This window comes from Mycobacterium sp. WUMAC-067, assembly GCF_020217485.1.
Lineage (GTDB): Bacteria > Actinomycetota > Actinomycetes > Mycobacteriales > Mycobacteriaceae > Mycobacterium.
In genome coordinates this window covers 238,756-254,534 of record NZ_JAEKMI010000002.1, presented here as the reverse complement: position 1 = coordinate 254,534, position 15,779 = coordinate 238,756, and the positions used below count along the sequence as shown (strand labels likewise).

The 15,779-nt window shown below is 68.1% G+C and carries 14 protein-coding genes; 8 read left to right on the top strand and 6 right to left on the bottom strand.

Annotated elements, in window-relative coordinates; all coding sequences use genetic code 11:
- Positions 1-10: 10 nt before the first annotated feature.
- Genes JF781_RS02535 through JF781_RS02525 form a run of 3 tightly spaced genes read right to left on the bottom strand, consistent with a single transcriptional unit; the run spans position 11 to position 3,176 of the window.
- Entirely contained in the window at positions 11-436 is a 426-nt protein-coding gene (locus JF781_RS02535; RefSeq protein ID WP_225326604.1) for a nuclear transport factor 2 family protein, read from the bottom strand.
- A 36-nt stretch (positions 437-472) separates the two neighbouring features.
- Positions 473-2,038 carry an AMP-binding protein gene (locus tag JF781_RS02530; protein ID WP_225326605.1) on the bottom strand — a complete coding sequence of 522 codons (1,566 nt, stop codon included), beginning with the start codon at positions 2,036-2,038 and terminating at the stop codon, positions 473-475.
- A gap of 10 nt (positions 2,039-2,048) precedes the next feature.
- The gene (locus JF781_RS02525) at positions 2,049-3,176 is read right to left on the bottom strand and encodes an aromatic ring-hydroxylating dioxygenase subunit alpha (RefSeq protein WP_225326606.1); all 1,128 of its coding nucleotides are present in this window, start codon (positions 3,174-3,176) and stop codon (positions 2,049-2,051) included.
- A gap of 106 nt (positions 3,177-3,282) precedes the next feature.
- On the opposite strand from JF781_RS02525, the gene JF781_RS02520 reads away from it, so the two are divergent.
- The gene (locus tag JF781_RS02520; RefSeq protein WP_225326607.1) at positions 3,283-4,527 is read left to right on the top strand and encodes a cytochrome P450; all 1,245 of its coding nucleotides are present in this window, start codon (positions 3,283-3,285) and stop codon (positions 4,525-4,527) included.
- Positions 4,528-4,631: 104 nt separating this feature from the next.
- Here the strand turns inward: JF781_RS02520 and JF781_RS02515 are convergent, their stop codons facing one another.
- Both JF781_RS02515 and JF781_RS02510 read right to left on the bottom strand, forming a co-directional pair.
- On the bottom strand, positions 4,632-4,826 hold the full coding sequence (locus JF781_RS02515) for a ferredoxin (RefSeq protein WP_009957531.1): 195 nt from the start codon (positions 4,824-4,826) through the stop codon (positions 4,632-4,634).
- 19 nt (positions 4,827-4,845) lie between these two features.
- Positions 4,846-7,260 (bottom strand): CoA transferase, encoded by a 2,415-nt coding sequence (locus tag JF781_RS02510; protein WP_225326608.1) that lies wholly within the window; start codon positions 7,258-7,260, stop codon positions 4,846-4,848.
- Between the two features lie 92 nt (positions 7,261-7,352).
- On the opposite strand from JF781_RS02510, the gene JF781_RS02505 reads away from it, so the two are divergent.
- Together JF781_RS02505 and JF781_RS02500 are read left to right on the top strand one after the other, a co-directional pair.
- A complete protein-coding gene (locus JF781_RS02505) occupies positions 7,353-8,174 on the top strand; it encodes a FadR/GntR family transcriptional regulator (protein WP_225326609.1) in 822 nt (273 codons plus the stop codon).
- Between the two features lie 19 nt (positions 8,175-8,193).
- On the top strand, positions 8,194-8,910 hold the full coding sequence (locus tag JF781_RS02500) for an SDR family oxidoreductase (protein ID WP_225326610.1): 717 nt from the start codon (positions 8,194-8,196) through the stop codon (positions 8,908-8,910).
- A 3-nt stretch (positions 8,911-8,913) separates the two neighbouring features.
- Here the strand turns inward: JF781_RS02500 and JF781_RS02495 are convergent, their stop codons facing one another.
- Positions 8,914-9,774 (bottom strand): LLM class flavin-dependent oxidoreductase, encoded by an 861-nt coding sequence (locus tag JF781_RS02495; protein WP_225326611.1) that lies wholly within the window; start codon positions 9,772-9,774, stop codon positions 8,914-8,916.
- A 76-nt stretch (positions 9,775-9,850) separates the two neighbouring features.
- Between JF781_RS02495 and JF781_RS02490 the strand changes: the two genes are divergently transcribed.
- The 5 genes from JF781_RS02490 (at position 9,851) to JF781_RS02470 (ending at position 15,733) form a co-directional block, all read left to right on the top strand.
- Positions 9,851-10,921, top strand: coding sequence for an acyl-CoA dehydrogenase family protein (locus JF781_RS02490; RefSeq protein ID WP_225326612.1), 1,071 nt, complete (start codon positions 9,851-9,853; stop codon positions 10,919-10,921).
- Positions 10,922-10,994: 73 nt separating this feature from the next.
- The gene (locus JF781_RS02485; protein ID WP_225326613.1) at positions 10,995-12,104 is read left to right on the top strand and encodes an acyl-CoA dehydrogenase family protein; all 1,110 of its coding nucleotides are present in this window, start codon (positions 10,995-10,997) and stop codon (positions 12,102-12,104) included.
- Complete coding sequence (locus JF781_RS02480; RefSeq protein ID WP_225326614.1) at positions 12,101-13,258, top strand: acyl-CoA dehydrogenase family protein; 1,158 nt, start codon at positions 12,101-12,103, stop codon at positions 13,256-13,258. Before JF781_RS02485 ends, JF781_RS02480 begins: the two co-directional genes overlap by 4 nt.
- Complete coding sequence (locus JF781_RS02475; RefSeq protein ID WP_225326615.1) at positions 13,255-14,190, top strand: acyl-CoA dehydrogenase family protein; 936 nt, start codon at positions 13,255-13,257, stop codon at positions 14,188-14,190. Before JF781_RS02480 ends, JF781_RS02475 begins: the two co-directional genes overlap by 4 nt.
- A gap of 34 nt (positions 14,191-14,224) precedes the next feature.
- A complete protein-coding gene (locus JF781_RS02470; RefSeq protein WP_225326616.1) occupies positions 14,225-15,733 on the top strand; it encodes a class I adenylate-forming enzyme family protein in 1,509 nt (502 codons plus the stop codon).
- Positions 15,734-15,779 lie beyond the last annotated feature (46 nt).

The window sequence follows — 15,779 nt, the reverse complement described above, 5'->3', positions numbered from 1 at the left end:
TCGATGCCGCTCACATCACGAGCGGGTGCCGGCTAGGGATCGAATCCCACTGCAACGTACGGGATGTGAAGTACCAGCCGCCGCGCTCGTAGACCAGGGTGTCGCGGAAGATCCCGGTGGCCCGCAGTGTGGTGTCCTCGAACATGGTCGCGAAAAGCACGGCGACACAATGCTGGTCGGCGTTGACCCCGTCGACGGTGATCTCGTGGTCGACCGTGATCAGCCGTTGCCCGTCGCCGCCGTCGAAGGCCGCGCGCAGATCGGTGAACGTCTCACCGTCACGGGTATAGCTGGCGCCGGAATGGCGGAAGGTGGCGATCCAGCGCTCGCGGTCGCCGCCCGAATAGGCCCGATTGTGCCGGGCATTCAGGTCCAGGATGGCGGCGCGGCCGGTGGCGGCGTGGAGCAGCTGCTGTTCCTGATAGGTCATGGTCATTTCGCTTCGCAGCCTCTCTCACAGTGATGGGCAACGTTACCGGGCAACGATATACCCCTCTTTCTCGCGATCCCATGCGTCCGGATTCACACCGTGGTTGCGCAAGAGGTCTTTGCGGATGCGCCCGACGATGTTCTTCGGCAGTTCGTCCACCACCTCGACGTATCGCGGCACGCAGAAGTACGGCATCCGGGCCGCGCAGAAGTCGAGCAGCTCCGCGCATTCCAGCGTGGCCCCGGGACGCAACGTCACGACCAACAGGATGTCGTCTTCACCCAACTCGCTGGGGACACCGACGGCCGCGGCTTCGAAAACCGCCGGGTGGCGCATCACGACCGCCTCCACTTCGACCGAGGAGACGTTTTCGCCGCGCCTGCGCAACGAGTCTTTGACGCGGTCCACATAGGTCAGGTTCTGATCGGCATCGAGTCGCCCGAGATCACCGGTGCGGAACCACTCCGGGTGCGGGTCTACCCGCAACCCCTCGCTCACATAGCCTTCGCTCATCACGTGCGCCCGCTTGGGCCGGCAGGCGATCTCCCCGACGGCGCCGGGCGGCAGCGGATCGCCGCGCTCGTCGATGATGCGTACGTCGAAATCGGGATTGGGCCGTCCCGAGGTTCCGGGTACGCCCTCGTCGGCCACGGCCTTGAGGGCAATCGGGAATGCCTCGGTCAACCCGTACATCGTGACGATGCGGCAGCCGTAACGCTTTTCGATGTCGCGGTAGGAGGCAGCGTCGATGGGCGCGGCCGAGATGAACCGCAGCGGCAGCTGCGCATCACGGGCATCCGCGGGCAGGTTTTGCAGCATCGACACCATCGCGCCGGCTCCGGCGAAACCGATAGCGCCGTGGGCGCGTATCTCGTCCCACACCTCTGCGGGGTGAAAGGCTTTCGCCAACACCGTGGTTCCGCCGACCAGCATCGGCGCCAGCACGCTGGGCGCCGCGCTCAAATGGAACAGCGGCATCGCCGTCCACAACACCTCCCCCGCGCCGAACTCCCACGCCGACGCGACGGTCGCGGCGACCGAGAACAGGTAATGCCACGTCGTGGCAACCGCTTTCGAGGGCCCGGTCGTGCCCGATGTGTAAAACAGCACCCCCACGTCCGCCTCGCCCGCGGGACTGTCGCTCACGGGGTGAACGGGCGTGCTGAGCAACGCTTCGGTGAGCGAATCATCCAGCACCACAACGTCGGTCACCGCATCCAGCCGGCCGGCGACCTCGTCGACCCGGGGCGCCCGCTCGGCATCGGTGAGGATCACCTTGGCGCGCGACAATTCAAGCGTGTGCAGCAGAAAATCACCCTTGTTCGCGGCATTGACGGCCGCGCTGACCGCGCCGATGCGCGCCGCGCCCAGCCAGAAGTACACCCATTCCGGGCACGTGGCGGTGAACAACGCCACGCAGTCGCCGCGGCCGACACCCAAGCCGGACAAGATGTTTGCCGCCGCACGGGACCGTCGGCGCATCTGCTCGAAGGTCACGTCCACGCCGGCGATCGACATCATCACCCGGTCGGGATGCTGCTCGGCCCGCCGATCCAGCACGGCCGGCACAGTGAAACCGTCGACACCGAAATCGGCGGGCGCAGGCATCAGAGTTTCGTCAGGCTTCCGACGCCGCCGGGTCGGGCTCACCGTCGGCGGTGTAGCCGAAATCGGACGGCGACGGTTGCGTTCCCGGATAGAAGCGGTGCGCCCAGCGGCGAAGGGCCGCGTAATCGTGCGCCTCTTCGGGAGCCAGATTCGGCTTCTCCAGATACTTCATGTTCTCCCAGGTGAAGAAGTCCTGCTTGATGACTTCTTGCTGAAGCGCGAGGAACCGGGCGGCGCGTCCGGTGGGCACGTCACCGGTGTCCCCCGGCTCACGAACGGAAGCCTGTGTGTAGAAGTAGTCCGTGTAGTCCTCGTCGACCGGCGTCTGGCCGGTGACCTGAACGGTGGCCACCAGCTCGCTGGGGAATCGCACCACACCCAGCCCCAGCGAGTAGTTGTCGTAGATGATCTTGGCGTCGACCGGTCCGTTCGGCGTCAGCCACGTCTGCGCCCGGCCCCCGCCGAAGTGGGCGTTGACCGTGGCGTGCAGGTGGTATCCGGCCACCTCGAACGACGCGGTAGTGGCCGGATTGGCGGCCTTGTGCACGTACTGAACGTGATACGGGTCTGCGGCGTTCTCGATGATCATCTGCGGGTGCACCTTGACCCGGTTGAGCATCTGGGTGTGCGGGTGCAGGGGGTAGTACTCGTTCGTCTCCAGCTCGGGCAGCACCGGCGGCTGCCAGTACGGCGCCCGCCCGTGCCGCTCGTGCCAGGCCAGGACGAAGCCGTACCACTCCATGCTCGGATAGGTCCGGATGCGGACATTGTTCTTGCAGCCGATCTTGCTGTAGGGAATCAGCGCATTGCTGCCGTCGCCGCGCCATTGCCAACCGTGCCAAGGACAGACGATGTGCTCGCCCTCCACGGTGCCGCCGACGGCGAGGTTGGCGCCGAGGTGCTGACAGTAGGCGTCCATCACGTGGACCCGGCCCGACTCGGTGCGGAAGAGCACCAGCTCCTCACCGAAGTAGTGCGCGCGCTTGACCTGACCGGGAGCCAGGTCGGAGCCGAACGCGACGATGAACCAGCCCGTCGGGAAACGGTAGGTCGACAGCGCGATGCCGGCCTGCCCGAACTCTCGTTCTGAGGGGTCCTCGGCCGACTCCGGGGCCGAGTCCGAAACTGTTCGCGTCACGAGCACTCCAGTTCGACGACTAGCTCTATTTTTACTATCTTAGGCATAGAACGTCAACGCGGCGCTCACCGGTTGTCGGTGCGTCGCCGCAGAACGGGGCTCGGCGATGACGGCTGCAGCGGTCGACCTGTCCGATCGGTCTTTGTGGTGCAACGGCTTTCCCGACGACCTGTTCGCCGAGCTGCGACGCACCAGCCCACTCTTCCGGCACGACCTGACGCCGGGGGTGGCCCAGGCCGTGCACCGCGATTTCTGGATGGCGACCAAACACCGGCACGCGGTCCGCCTGCACCGTGACACCGAGTCGTTCACCGCGGCCGACGGCCCGCTCATCCAGCCGGTCGCCATGTTCTCGTCGTTCCCAACGATCATCACGTTGGACCCGCCGGACCTGAACAGGCGCCGCAAACTCATCTCCAACGCGTTCAATCCCCGCGCCATAGCCAAACTCGAGGAGGGAATCCGCGCGCGTGCCGCGCGGATGATCGACGACCTGCTGGCCGCGGGCGGCGGAGATTGGATCGAGGACGTCGCCGACGCGTTGCCGATGACGGTGATCGGCGACATCATCGGCATCCCGGACGAGGATCGGCCGCGAATCTTCGGCATCTTCGACCAGATCTTGAAAGCGCTTGCGCCCGAGGCACGCCCGAGCGGGCAGGTGGAACTCGATCTCTTTGCTTCGGTGTTCGGGTACGCGATGGAGCTCACCGCCGAAAAGCGCCGCAATCCCACCGACGACATCTGGAGCACGCTCGCGACCGCGGTGATCACCGGCGACGACGGCGAGCGATTCAGCCTGCCCGAGAACGAGCTCGAGTTCTTCTTCTTCGTGCTGGCGTTTGCCGGCAGCGACACCACCAAAAACGCGTTGGCCATCGGGCTGCAGGCGTTTGTGCGCAATCCACAGCAGATCGAGCGGTATCGCGCGCAGGAAGCCTTGCGGCCCGGCGCGGTCGAAGAGGTGCTGCGCTGGGCGTCGCCGGTGGCGTACTGGACGCGCACCGCGAAGGTCGACGTCGAGATGGACGGCCAGCGCATCGCCAAAGGCGAACGCGTGGTGTCGATGCTGCGCTCGGCCAATCGCGACGAGGAAGTCTTCGATGCGCCGTTCGCCTTCGACATCGGCCGCCAGCCCAACCCGCACGTGGCGTTCGGGGGCGGCGGACCGCATCATTGCCTGGGCGCCATGCTGGCCCGCGCGGAACTGCGCGCGGTCTTCGACGAACTGCTGCTGCGCTGCGATGACATCGAAATCGGCCCGGCCAAGGCCGCGCATCCCAACCTGACCACCAACATGTCGATCTACGACGAGATGGCGATATCGCTGCGCGAGCGCCGCCGAGTCTGATTGCCCGACTCCTCACTCGCGCCCTTCCGGCGCTCGCCGTCGCCGGGCGAGTCTGATTGCCCGACTCCTCACTCGCGCCGTTCCGCCGCTCGCCGTCGGGCGAGTCAGTCCTCGACCAGCCGCAGCGCGGCCTTCGGGCACTGGTCCACCGCGGCCCGCACGTCGATTTCCAGCCGGGCCGGCACGGGGCCGTCCGCGATCTGCACCACGTCGGCGTCCCCCAACTCGAACACGTCCGGTGCAAGCGATTCGCAAAAGCCGTTGGCCTCGCACAGGTTCTCGTCGACCGTTACGCGCATCAGATGCCCTCCACTTCTCTTACAGACCCTTGGGGCGGGTCCCGATCACCCCGCTGGTCGCAAGGCGTGTCAGTTCTTCGTCGGTCAGCCCACACCGATCGCGCAGGATCTCTTCATTGTGCTCGCCCAGCTTGGGCGGCGGCCGCAGCAGCCATCGATCCTGGCCGTCGAGCAGGGCGAACGGCGGGCACGGGTAAAGGCCGAGTCCGGTGCTGCGATGATGCAGCGCCTCGAAAAAGCCGCGCTCGCGCAACTGCGGATTGTCGGTGACCAGCGACGGCGACACCACGGGCGCGGCGGGAATTCCCGCGTCGGCCAAGCGTTCCACCGTCGATTCAAGGGTTTGGTGGACGAACCAGTCCGCCAGCCGGGCATCGACCTCGTCGGCTCGTTCGTGGCGCCCGGCAACGGTGGACAGGGCCTCGTCCGCGCACCACCCGGGACGATCCATCACGTCGACCAGCGCGTGCCACTGCGCATCGTCGCGGACGGTCACGGCGATCCAATCGTCGTTCTTGTCGCCGGAGCCGGCGCAGCGGTAGATGTTCTGGATCGCCGCGCCGTGTCCGCGGTTGCCCCGGCGGCTCAGCGTGACACCGAAGACCTCGGACTCGATCGCCTGGATCGCGGTGGCGTTGAGCACCGTTTCGAGCATCGGCAACTCGACCAGCTGGCCCGACCCGGTGCGCTCAGCGAAGCTCAGCGCGGCCAGCACGGCGAACGCGGCGTGCACACCGGCCAGTGGGTCGCAGGCCCCACGCGGGGCCACCGGCGGAGCCTCGGGCAGCCCGGTCACCCAGGCCAATCCGGCGATCTGTTCCATGGTGGGGGCGAAGCCGACCCGATCCCGCCACGGACCCTCGACACCGAATGCGGGCATCCGGGCGAACACCAGTTTGGGGTTGACGCCGAGCAGCACCTCGGCGGTGAGGCCGAAGTGCTCCATCACCCGCGGCGAGAAGTTCTCGATCACGACGTCGGCGCCGGCGACCAGTTCGGTGAACAGGCGACGGCCCTGCTCGGATCCCAAATCCAGTGTGACCGAACGCTTGTTGGTGTTCATCGCGTGGAACACCCAGCCGTATTCCCACCAGTCGTCCACGTCGGTGCGCATGCCGCCCGAGTAGCGGATGCCGTCGGGCCGCTGGATCGATTCGATCTTGACGACGTCGGCGCCGAACGCGGCCAGCAGGTGGGTCGCGGCCGGCCCGGCCCAGAACGCGGTCAGGTCGATGATGCGGACACCGGCCAACGGTAACCCGTCCAGCGCCGGTTCGGATTCGGATTCATCACGGCGCCAAGGCGATTCGCCATCGGCCTCACCGAGCCGGGGCGTGGCGCCCACGCGAGCCGGTGCGCAGGCCGATATCAGCCACGGTGGGCGGGGCTGATGAAAACCGGCCGGGTTGTGGATGAAGGCCTCGCGCTGGCGCACGTATTCCAGGTCCCGGATGGTGGAGCCGTTGCCCAGCGCGGCGATCGGCAACCGGAACAGTTGTCCGAGCTCGACGATTTCCGCGACGGTCCTTTCGGCCAGCCAGGGATGGATCTGTTCGCGGATCAGGTCGCGGTATTGCCACCGGCCGATCTGAAACCGCAGTTGCTCGATCTCCTCCAGTTGCGGGCATTCGACCATCGCGGCGAAGTCGAGCCACTGCTGCCCGGTCACCATGGTGATCCCGACGTAGCCGTCCTTGGCGGGCTCGATCGACGGCACCTCGGTGGTGCGGCGGATCGGCGGGACGCGCAGCAGTTGCGAATGCAGCCATTCGCTGCTCTGCATCGTGGTGAGCGCTTCGAGCATGGACAGGTCGAGATGCTCGCCGGGCCCGCCGCGCTCGACGCGGCGGCGCACGGCCAACGCGCCGAACGCCGCGAACACACCGCCCATGTACTCGCCCAGGTCGCCGCCGATGGAAATCGGGGGCCCCGCGGGATCGCCGCGGAAGCCGGGCGAGCCCGCCCACGCTTGCAAGGTGAACTCGCTGGCGGCGCGGTCCGCGTAGGGTCCGGCCCAGCCGAAATCGGAGATCGTAACGATGACGGCCCGCGGCGAATGTTCCAGCAGTTGCCGCGGGTCGATGCCCATCGCCGCGGCCTGCGCCGAGCCGGCGGTGACGACGACGACGTCGGCGGCGCCCAGCATGGCGCGCAGTCGCGACGAATCCGAGCCACCGGGGGCGAACGTCATGCTGCGCTTGCCGGCGTTGAGGTAGCTGAAAAAGGGCGCGGTGCCGTTTTCGGCGACCGGCGAACCGCTGGCGGTATACCGCCGCAGCCAATCCCCTTGCGGCGGTTCGATTTTGTAGACCTGAGCGCCCGCGTCGAGCAGCAGCTTCCCGCAGTAGCTGCCCGCTATCCGGTCACTGATCTCGACGACACGCAAATCGTGTAGCGGTGTCGGCCGGCTTTCGGACCGCTCGCTCACTTGCACCCGCCCTTCCGATCGACGCGCGATCAGAGAAGCTATTTATATCATTACTGCTAAAATAGCTAAGCCAGCGAGTTGATTTGTTCGAGGATCGGATGACCGCCTTGGGAATTGGCCCCGACGCCCGGCGCCGGTTGTCGGCGCCGCGGATCGCCGAAATCGTAGCCGATGAGTTGCGCCGTCAGATCATCGACGGCGACCTCGCCGATGGCGATCTCCTGCCGCGGCAAGAGGTGCTCGTCGAACAGTTCAACGTGAGCTTGGTGTCGCTGCGTGAGGCCTTGCGGATCCTGGAAACCGAGGGGCTGGTGTCGGTGCGGCGCGGGAACCGTGGCGGTGCCGTCGTGCACGCCCCGGCGAAGACCAGCGCCGCCTACATGCTCGGCCTGTTGCTGCAGAGCGAGTCCGTTGAGGTGGCCGATCTCGGTATGGCGTTACAGGAACTCGAGCCCGCCTGCGCCGCGCTGGCCGCCCGCCGCCCGGACCGGGCCGAGACCCTGGTGCCCGAACTCACGCGGATCAACGAGTCGATGGCCGAACACCTCGAAGACGGCCGCCGGTTCACCGAAATCGGCCGTGAATTCCATGATCTCGTCGTCCGCGGCTGCGGCAACCACACGATCATCGCCGTCGTGGGCAGCCTGGAGACGCTGTGGACCAGTCACGAACGGCAGTGGGCCGACGAGAGCGCGTCGCGGGGCACCTACCCTTCGCTGGCTCAGCGCCGCGCGGTGCTCACCACGCACGTCAAGCTGACCGAGACGATCGCGGAGGGCAACGTCGACCGGGCCCGTCGTATCGCCGGGCGCCACCTTGCCGACACCCAGACCTACGTGCTGTCCGGTCAGCACGATCAACGCATCTATGCGCTGTCCCCGCAGGCCTTGTCGCGGTCGCGGGATATTCGCCAATCCTGAAGGGCGGCCTGCAACGGTCATGCGAACCGCATTGGTCACCGGCGGCAGCGGCGGGATCGGAAAAGGGTGCGCCCGCAAGCTGGTTGAGCGCGGCTACGATGTGGTGCTCTCGGCTCGCCGGGAAGGCCCGCTGCGCGCCGCGGCCGAGGAGATCGGTGCGCGTCATGTGGTGGCCGACGCCTCCGATCCGCTCGGATTCCCCACCGCGATAAGCGCATTGGGGGAAATCGACCTCGTTGTCCACGCGGCGGGAACGCTCGGCGGAACCTACGCGCGCAAGCAGACGTTCGAGCAGTGGCAGGCCATCATGTCGGCGAACCTGGATTCGTGCTTCGTGGTGACGTCCGCGGTGCTGCCCAGGATGAAGCCGGGCTCGCGGCTGGTGTTCATCTCGTCCTCGGCGGCACACGAGCCGATGCCGGCGCGCACCGCCTATTCCGCCTCAAAAGCCGGCATGAACGCGTTCGCGCGGGCCCTGGCGCTCGAAGTCGATCGCGACGGCATCAGCGTGCATGTCGTCACGCCGGGCCCGGTGGCCACCGAGATGCTGCAGGACGTTCCGTTCGAGATGTACGCGATCGCGGTCTCGGATGTCGCCGAAGCGGTCGTGTGGCTGGATACCGTTGACCCGTCGGTCGACTTGCCGGAGATCCGCCTGTCCGCGGTGGAGCGCGGCCCTTTCGCGCGACCGCCGGTCGTGCCCACCGAGGCCCGCCGCCGCGCGCAACGGGGTTGACGCCTACGGCGCCGGAAAGGGCTTGATCACCGATTCGCCGAACTCGTGCAGGGAGTCCGGTGCGGCGAAGTCGGCGAACCAGACATAGAACCGCTCGACCCCCTGGCCGGCCAGTCCGGTGAAGTGCCCGAACAGCTCGTCGGCAGCCCCGCAGATCAGTCCGGATCCCAGGTTGCCGAATCGGCGGGTGCTCACCTCGCGCACGGCATCGGGATCGGTTCCCGACCGAACAAAGCCCACCATCTGCTGGGTCGACAACCGGGCGGTTCCCGCGGCCCCGGCCAGTTTCGGCAGCTTGTCGAGCTGATGCGCCGGCAGATTCCACCAATCCGCGTATCTGCGAACGAGTTCCATCATCCGGGGACCGCTGCCACCCAGGACCAGCGGTATCGGGTGCGACCGTCGCGGCGCCTGCGGCGCCGACTCGCCCTCCCCCATCCCGTCGCCCCAGTACTGCCTGAGCAGCTTCAGGTGGCGGTCGAGTTGAGCGACCCGTGCTTTCGGATCCTGCTGGCCGACATCGAATCTGGCGAACTCCGCGGGCCACGACCCCGACCCCAGGCCGAGCTCGAATCGGCCGCCGGACGCCTCCGAGAGGGTGACGGCCTGTTTGGCGAGCACCGCGGGGTGGCGGAACGCGTCGCAGAGCACCAGATGACCGATCCGCAGCCGTTCGGTCTTGGCGGCCACCCAGGTGGCGATCCCCATTGCCTCCCAGATGCTTTCGTCGGGCAGCCCGGGCGCCTCGAGGTGATCGATGAACGCGATGCCGTCGAAACCACTGGCCTCGGCGTGGCGCGCCCGCTCCGCGATGTCGGCCGCCGACAACCGGACCTGCGGCAGGAACAGATACCACTCGACCATGCGCCACCTATGCGTGTGATTCGGTGCGATTGCACCGGCCGGGCTAGTTTATTATCTTTACTATGTTAGAGGTCTTATGGATGTAGGGCTGAACTCGGAACAGTTGTCGCTGCGCGACGCCGTACGCGACATATTACGTACGGAGTGCCCGCCTGAGGCCGCGCGTCAAGCGATCACCGATCCGGAGCGCTGGCGCGCCCTGTGGAAGACGGTCGTCGACCTCGGCTGGACCGAACTCGCCGCCCCCCAAGCAACCGACTACGGGCCGGTCGAGCTGGCCGTGGTGCTCGAGGAATGCGGTGCCGCGCTCGCGCCAATCCCGTTGCTGAGCAGCGTCGGTCTGGCCGCGGGCGTGCTGCGGGCCGCCGGCCTCGACTCCGTCCTGGCCGACATCGCCGGTGGCGCCGTGGCCACGTTGGCCGTCCACGCACCCGGGTCGCGACTGCCCGGCGCGCCGATGACACTGCGTGACGGGCGGATGCGCGGCCGCGCCGTCGCGGTCCCCCACCTGTCGCGCGCCGAGCTGGTCGTCACCCTCGCCCGCGACGACGCCGGTGACACCGTGGCGGCGGTCGTCCGTGGCGGCGACGGTGTCACCGTGGTGCCGGCGGCTGAACCCACCGACCCCGCCCAGCCATTGGCTGCGGTCGACATCGACGCCGTGCCCGCGGCCGCCGCGAGCGTCGACGTCGAATCGGCGCTGACGGCGCCGTGGGTGGCCTGCGCCGCCGACCTGGTCGGCGTGGCGAGCGCCGCGTTGCACCGCTCCGTCGAGCACGCGAAGTCGCGGCGCCAGTTCGGCCAACCGATCGGCGCATTCCAGGGAATCAAGCACGCGCTGGCCGACAACTACGTCGGCCTGGAACGCGCCCGCAGTCTCACCTATGCGGCCGCGGCGCGCCTTTCCGACCCGGCCGCGACGCCCGGCGATGCGTGGACCTCCGCCGCCCTCGCGAAAGCGGCGGCCGGTGACGCGGCCGCCGCGTGCGCGCGCACCGCGGTCCAGGTGCACGGCGCGCTCGGACAGACCTGGGAACACGACGTGCACCTCTATGTCAGGCGCGCTTGGCAGGGCGCCGCGCTGCTGGGCGACAGTCGCGCGCTCTATCACGAGGTGGGCCGCCGATTCTGCGGAGGCGCCGCGTGAGCCGCACCGGCGACGATGCAGCGGGGGCACCTCCCGCTTGCGGGGGACGCAGCGATGAGGAGGAGCGGTGCCGATGAGCATCGTCGTTGAGGAATTCGGTCGGTGGCTGACGGAGTTTCTGCCCGACGACTACTACGAGAAGTACCGGCAGTACCGGTGGGACCTGGGCCTGCGGCGCGACTACCAACGGGCCGCCTTCGAGGCCGGGTGGATCCAGCCGACCTGGCCTCGCGAGCACGGCGGCCGGTCCCTGGGCTTGCGCGACGCCATGGAGGTCCGGCTCGAGGCCGCGCTGCGCTCTGCGCCCAAACTGCCCAACATCGCCGGCCCCAACGTCGCCGCGCCCGGCATTCGTCAGTTCGGCACCGCCGCCCAGGTCGAGCGGCTGCTCGTTCCGCTGTTACGCGGTGACGAGTGGTGGGCGCTGGGCATGTCCGAACCCGAGGCCGGGTCCGATTTCGCCGGACTGCGCACCCGCGCCGAACGCTGTGGCCCTGATGGAGACGTGTTCCGGGTCAACGGTCACAAGATCTGGACCACCCAGGCCCACGAGTCGCGGTGGTGCACCCTGTATGCGCGCACGGATCCCGATGCGCCGAAACACCGCGGCATTTCGTGCCTCATTTTGGACCTGCACGCGCCCGGCGTCAGGATCGAGCCCATCCGCATGGCCTCGATCTCCGACGAAACATTCTGCGAGGTCTTCCTCGACGACGTCGAGGTGCCGGCCGACAATCTGCTGGGGCCGCTCAACGGCGGCTGGAATGTCGCCCTGTCGTCGCTGCAGCATGAACGCCAGATGATCTGGATCATGAACTGGGTCGAGATCAAACGCGGGCTCGACGCGGTTCGCTCCGGCACGGGCCTGGGCCACGACGTCTACGCCGAGCTCGGCTCGCTGCTCGCCGACGCCGAAGCCTTGCGGGCCACCGGATATCGCGCGCTGGGCAACGAACTGGCCGGGCGGCCCAGCCCGGAAGCCGACACCATGAAGCTGCTCGGATCGCTTACGTTGCAGCGTGTTTGGGAACTGGGCGCGGCCACGGCGGGCCCGGAGTCGGCCGCCGACCCGGACCTGCTGTTCGAACGTCAGGACGCGCTGGCCGCGACCATCTACGGCGGCACGTCGGAGGTGCAGCGCAACATCATCGCCGAGCGGCTGCTCGGACTGCCGAAGGGATGACCACGATGGACTACGACCTCGGCGACGACGCCGGACAACTGCGAAGCCACCTGCGCGAGCTGGTAGCCAACCACATCCCCGCCGACTTCCTCGGCGCGTGCACCGAAAACCCGCAGGACCTCGCCACCACCGAGACGTTCTGCAAACTACTGGCCACCGAGGGACTGCTCGCGCTGGCGTGGCCGAAAGAGCATGGCGGCGGCGGTGGTTCGGTCTGGCAGCAGACGGTGCTGCGCGAGGAGATGTGGGCCCAACATGAGCCCCGCGGTCCGCAGTACATGGGGATCAACTGGGTCGGTCCGGCGCTGATGCGCTACGGGACCGAGGAACAGAAAGCCAAGCACCTGGCGGCCATCGCCGCCGGGGACGTCATCTGGTGCCAAGGCTTTTCGGAGCCCGAGGCCGGCACCGACCTGGTGTCGTTGCGCACCCGCGCCGTTCCCGACGGCGACGGTTGGCGCATCACCGGCCAGAAGGTGTGGACGTCCTATGCGCTGATGGCTTCTTGGTGCGTGCTGGCGGCGTGCACCGACCCAGACGCCCCAAAACACCAGCGGCTCACCCTGTTTCTGATCCCGATGGACCGCCCCGGTTTCACCGTCCGGCCGATCCCGTCGATGCTGGGGCCGCACCACCTCAACGAGATGTTCCTCGACGACGTGCAGGCGTTTCCCGGCGACGTGCTCGGTGAGGTCGGTGACGGGTGGCGGGTGATGCGCGAAGCGCTGGCCTTCGAGCGGGTGGGCATCGCCCGGTACGCGCGGTGCGAGTCGCTGCTCGAACGGATGCGCAGCCGGCTCGGCGACGAATGGGACGAGCTGCCCGAGACGATTCGCACCCGGTGGGTGCGGGCGCTCGTCGACCTGCGCGTCGCCCGGCTGCTGGCCTATCGCGCCGTGTCACTGCAGGACGATCCGGCGGCGGGCGCGGCCGCCAGCGCCGCCCGCATCGTCACGACGACCCTCGATCAGCAGGTCGCCGAGCTGCTGTTCGACGTGCTGGGCCCCACGGCGCTGGACAGCGGCAGCTCCGCGCCACTGCACGGGGCGATCGAAGACCATTGGCGTTACGCACAGGCGGCCACCGTGGCATCGGGCACCATCGAAGTGCAGAAGATGCTGGTGGCACGGGACGTGTTGGGAGGAAGTCGATGAAAACCGATCTGCCACAAGACATCAGCGATTTCGCCGCGGTCGCGGGCAAGCGACTAACCCGATTGGGTGGACCGCCGGCCGCGCTGCGCGCCGAGGCCGACGACACCGTCCGCGACGCGGCGCGCGCCGCGTTGAACGAGGTGGGCGCGTTCGACCTCGACGTGCGCTCGGCCCCGGACGATCTGCTGGCTGCCGCGGTGCTGTGCCAGGCCGCCGGCGCCACAGTGCTGCCCTATCCACTGGTGGAGGAGCTGCTGTCGATCGACGGCGCGCGCCTGGCCCTGGTGAATCCGAAGGCCCCGCGCATCGACCACGGAGATCTGGCCGGCGACTGGATCGCCGCGGACCTGGACGGCAACCGGTACCGGCCGCAGCCGGCGGCGCGGACCGGCGCCAAGCTGGGGCCGTTCCTGGTTCCGGCCACCCTGGGCGCACCCGAGGGAAGCGTCGGAGCCGCCGACGTTAATCTTCATCTCGTGCTGGGATCATGGCGGATTCTGGGAGCGGTGCAGCAGTCGTTGCAGATTGTCACCGAACACGTGCGCGCCCGGATTCAGTTCGGCAAGCCGCTCGCGGACTTTCAGGCCGTCAGGTTTGCCGTCGCGGACGCCGCCGTCGCGGTGCGCGGGCTGCACGAACTCGCGAAATATACGATCTGCCGACCCGAATCGCTGCCGTCGCAGATCCATTCGGCCGACGCCCTGGTCCTTCGGCTCAAAGCCGCCGACACCGCGCGGCAGGTGATGCGCACGTCGCACCAGTTACTCGGAGCCCTGGGTTTCTGCGACGAGTCCGACGTCAGCGTGCTCGACCGGCACACCCAGCCGCTGATCCGGTTGCCGCTGGGCACCGAGGAACTCGCCCTGCGCCTGATCCCCAGCGTGTCGGACGGGTCGCTGGAGACGCTGTTCAGCGAGCCGGTATCCGCGTGAGCCGCCGCACGATGATTGAGGAGGAACGGCGCAGGTGAGTAGCGAACCCGTCGCGGCCGACGCGGCGGAAAACCCGTTCGCGGACGGAGTTCCGTTCGGAACCAAGCTGCAAGAGCTCGCCGAACAACGTCCGGACGATACCGGCGTCACGATCGTGGCGCTCGACGGCACCGCGCATACGCTGACATTCGGCGAGCTCGACGCCCGCGCCAACCAGTGGGGTCGGGCCCTTGCCGCCAACGGGGCCGCGACCGGTTCCCTTGTGGCCCTTGCCATCCCGAACTCCGCGCATCTTGTGCTGGCGACGCTGGGGTGCTGGAAGATCGGCGCGGTTCCGGTGCCCATGCACTGGGATCTTCCCGAGTGGGAGCGCGACCGGGTACGCGAGGTGATCGATCCCGTCGTCGTCGTCGACGAAAAGAGCCGCTGGGAACTCGACACCCGCGCGGCCGGCGAGTCCGACGGTCCCCTGCCGGTGGCCGTCTCCCCCACCGCCAACGGAATCTGCAGCAGCGGTTCCACCGGCGTGCCCAAGGTGATCCTGAACCTGGCGCCGTCGCTGTGGGTCCCCCAGCAGGGCGAACCGTTCCTGTCGAACTGGACACCGGTTTCCCAGCCACAGACGATCATGGTGCCCGCGCCGATGTATCACACCAACGGCTTCGCCACCTTCCTCATGCTGCTGGCGGGCGACCATCTGGTGATACTCGAAAAGTTCGACGCCGCATTGGCTCTCGACGTAATCGAGCGCTTCCGGATCACCAATTTCACCGCGACGCCCACCATGCTGGCGCGCATCGCGGCCCGGCCCGACGTCCGGGAGCGCGACCTGTCCAGCATCGTGTTCATCCTGCAGGGCGCCGCGGTGATGCCGCCGTCGCTGCTGCACACCTGGTTCGAACTGCTCAGCCCGGAGCAGATCGTGACGGCGTACGGCATGACCGAAAACCTGGGGCTCACAGCGCTGCGCGGCGACGAGTGGCTTGCCCACCCGGGCAGCGTGGGTCGCGGTTTCCGGGACACCGAGATCCGCATTCTGGACGCCGAGAAGCGGCCGCTGGGACCCGGCGAGGACGGGGACGTGTACCTGCGAGCGCCGATGAGCGCGGGGTACCGCTACCTGGGTGGGGCGCCCCCGCTTCCGTCGACGGAGGACGGCTTCCGCTCCGCCGGGGACATGGGCCACCTCGACGAGGACGGCTTTCTCTACATCGTGGACCGCCGTGTGGACATGATCGTCAGCGGCGGCGCCAATGTCTTTCCGGCCGAAGTCGAGTCGGCGCTGGCCGGCCACCCCGGAATCGCCGACGTCGTCGTGATCGGCCTTGCCGATCCGCAGTGGGGGCGCCGCGTGCACGCGGTGATCCAGCGCGCCGACGCCGACGGCGCCGAGCCCCTCACCGAACGGGACGTGATCGAGTACGCCAAGAGCCGCCTTGCGCCCTACAAGGCGCCCAAGACGGTCGAATTCGTCGACGCGATACCGCGCACCGCAGCCACCAAGGTGAACCGCTCGGCGATGATCGAGGCCCGCGGCGGCTGAGCGTCGGACCGTTGGTCAGCGGGCATATTCGGCCGCATCGAGAATT

What these genes read in the sequence shown, in the direction of transcription:
- JF781_RS02535 (WP_225326604.1), bottom strand. Translation starts at nt 436, where the DNA reads ATGACCATGACCTATCAGGAACAGCAGCTGCTCCACGCCGCCACCGGC.
- JF781_RS02530 (WP_225326605.1), bottom strand. Translation starts at nt 2,038, where the DNA reads ATGCCTGCGCCCGCCGATTTCGGTGTCGACGGTTTCACTGTGCCGGCC.
- JF781_RS02520 (WP_225326607.1), top strand. Translation starts at nt 3,283, where the DNA reads ATGACGGCTGCAGCGGTCGACCTGTCCGATCGGTCTTTGTGGTGCAAC.
- JF781_RS02515 (WP_009957531.1), bottom strand. Translation starts at nt 4,826, where the DNA reads ATGCGCGTAACGGTCGACGAGAACCTGTGCGAGGCCAACGGCTTTTGC.
- JF781_RS02505 (WP_225326609.1), top strand. Translation starts at nt 7,353, where the DNA reads ATGACCGCCTTGGGAATTGGCCCCGACGCCCGGCGCCGGTTGTCGGCG.
- JF781_RS02500 (WP_225326610.1), top strand. Translation starts at nt 8,194, where the DNA reads ATGCGAACCGCATTGGTCACCGGCGGCAGCGGCGGGATCGGAAAAGGG.
- JF781_RS02495 (WP_225326611.1), bottom strand. Translation starts at nt 9,774, where the DNA reads ATGGTCGAGTGGTATCTGTTCCTGCCGCAGGTCCGGTTGTCGGCGGCC.
- JF781_RS02490 (WP_225326612.1), top strand. Translation starts at nt 9,851, where the DNA reads ATGGATGTAGGGCTGAACTCGGAACAGTTGTCGCTGCGCGACGCCGTA.
- JF781_RS02485 (WP_225326613.1), top strand. Translation starts at nt 10,995, where the DNA reads ATGAGCATCGTCGTTGAGGAATTCGGTCGGTGGCTGACGGAGTTTCTG.
- JF781_RS02480 (WP_225326614.1), top strand. Translation starts at nt 12,101, where the DNA reads ATGACCACGATGGACTACGACCTCGGCGACGACGCCGGACAACTGCGA.
- JF781_RS02475 (WP_225326615.1), top strand. Translation starts at nt 13,255, where the DNA reads ATGAAAACCGATCTGCCACAAGACATCAGCGATTTCGCCGCGGTCGCG.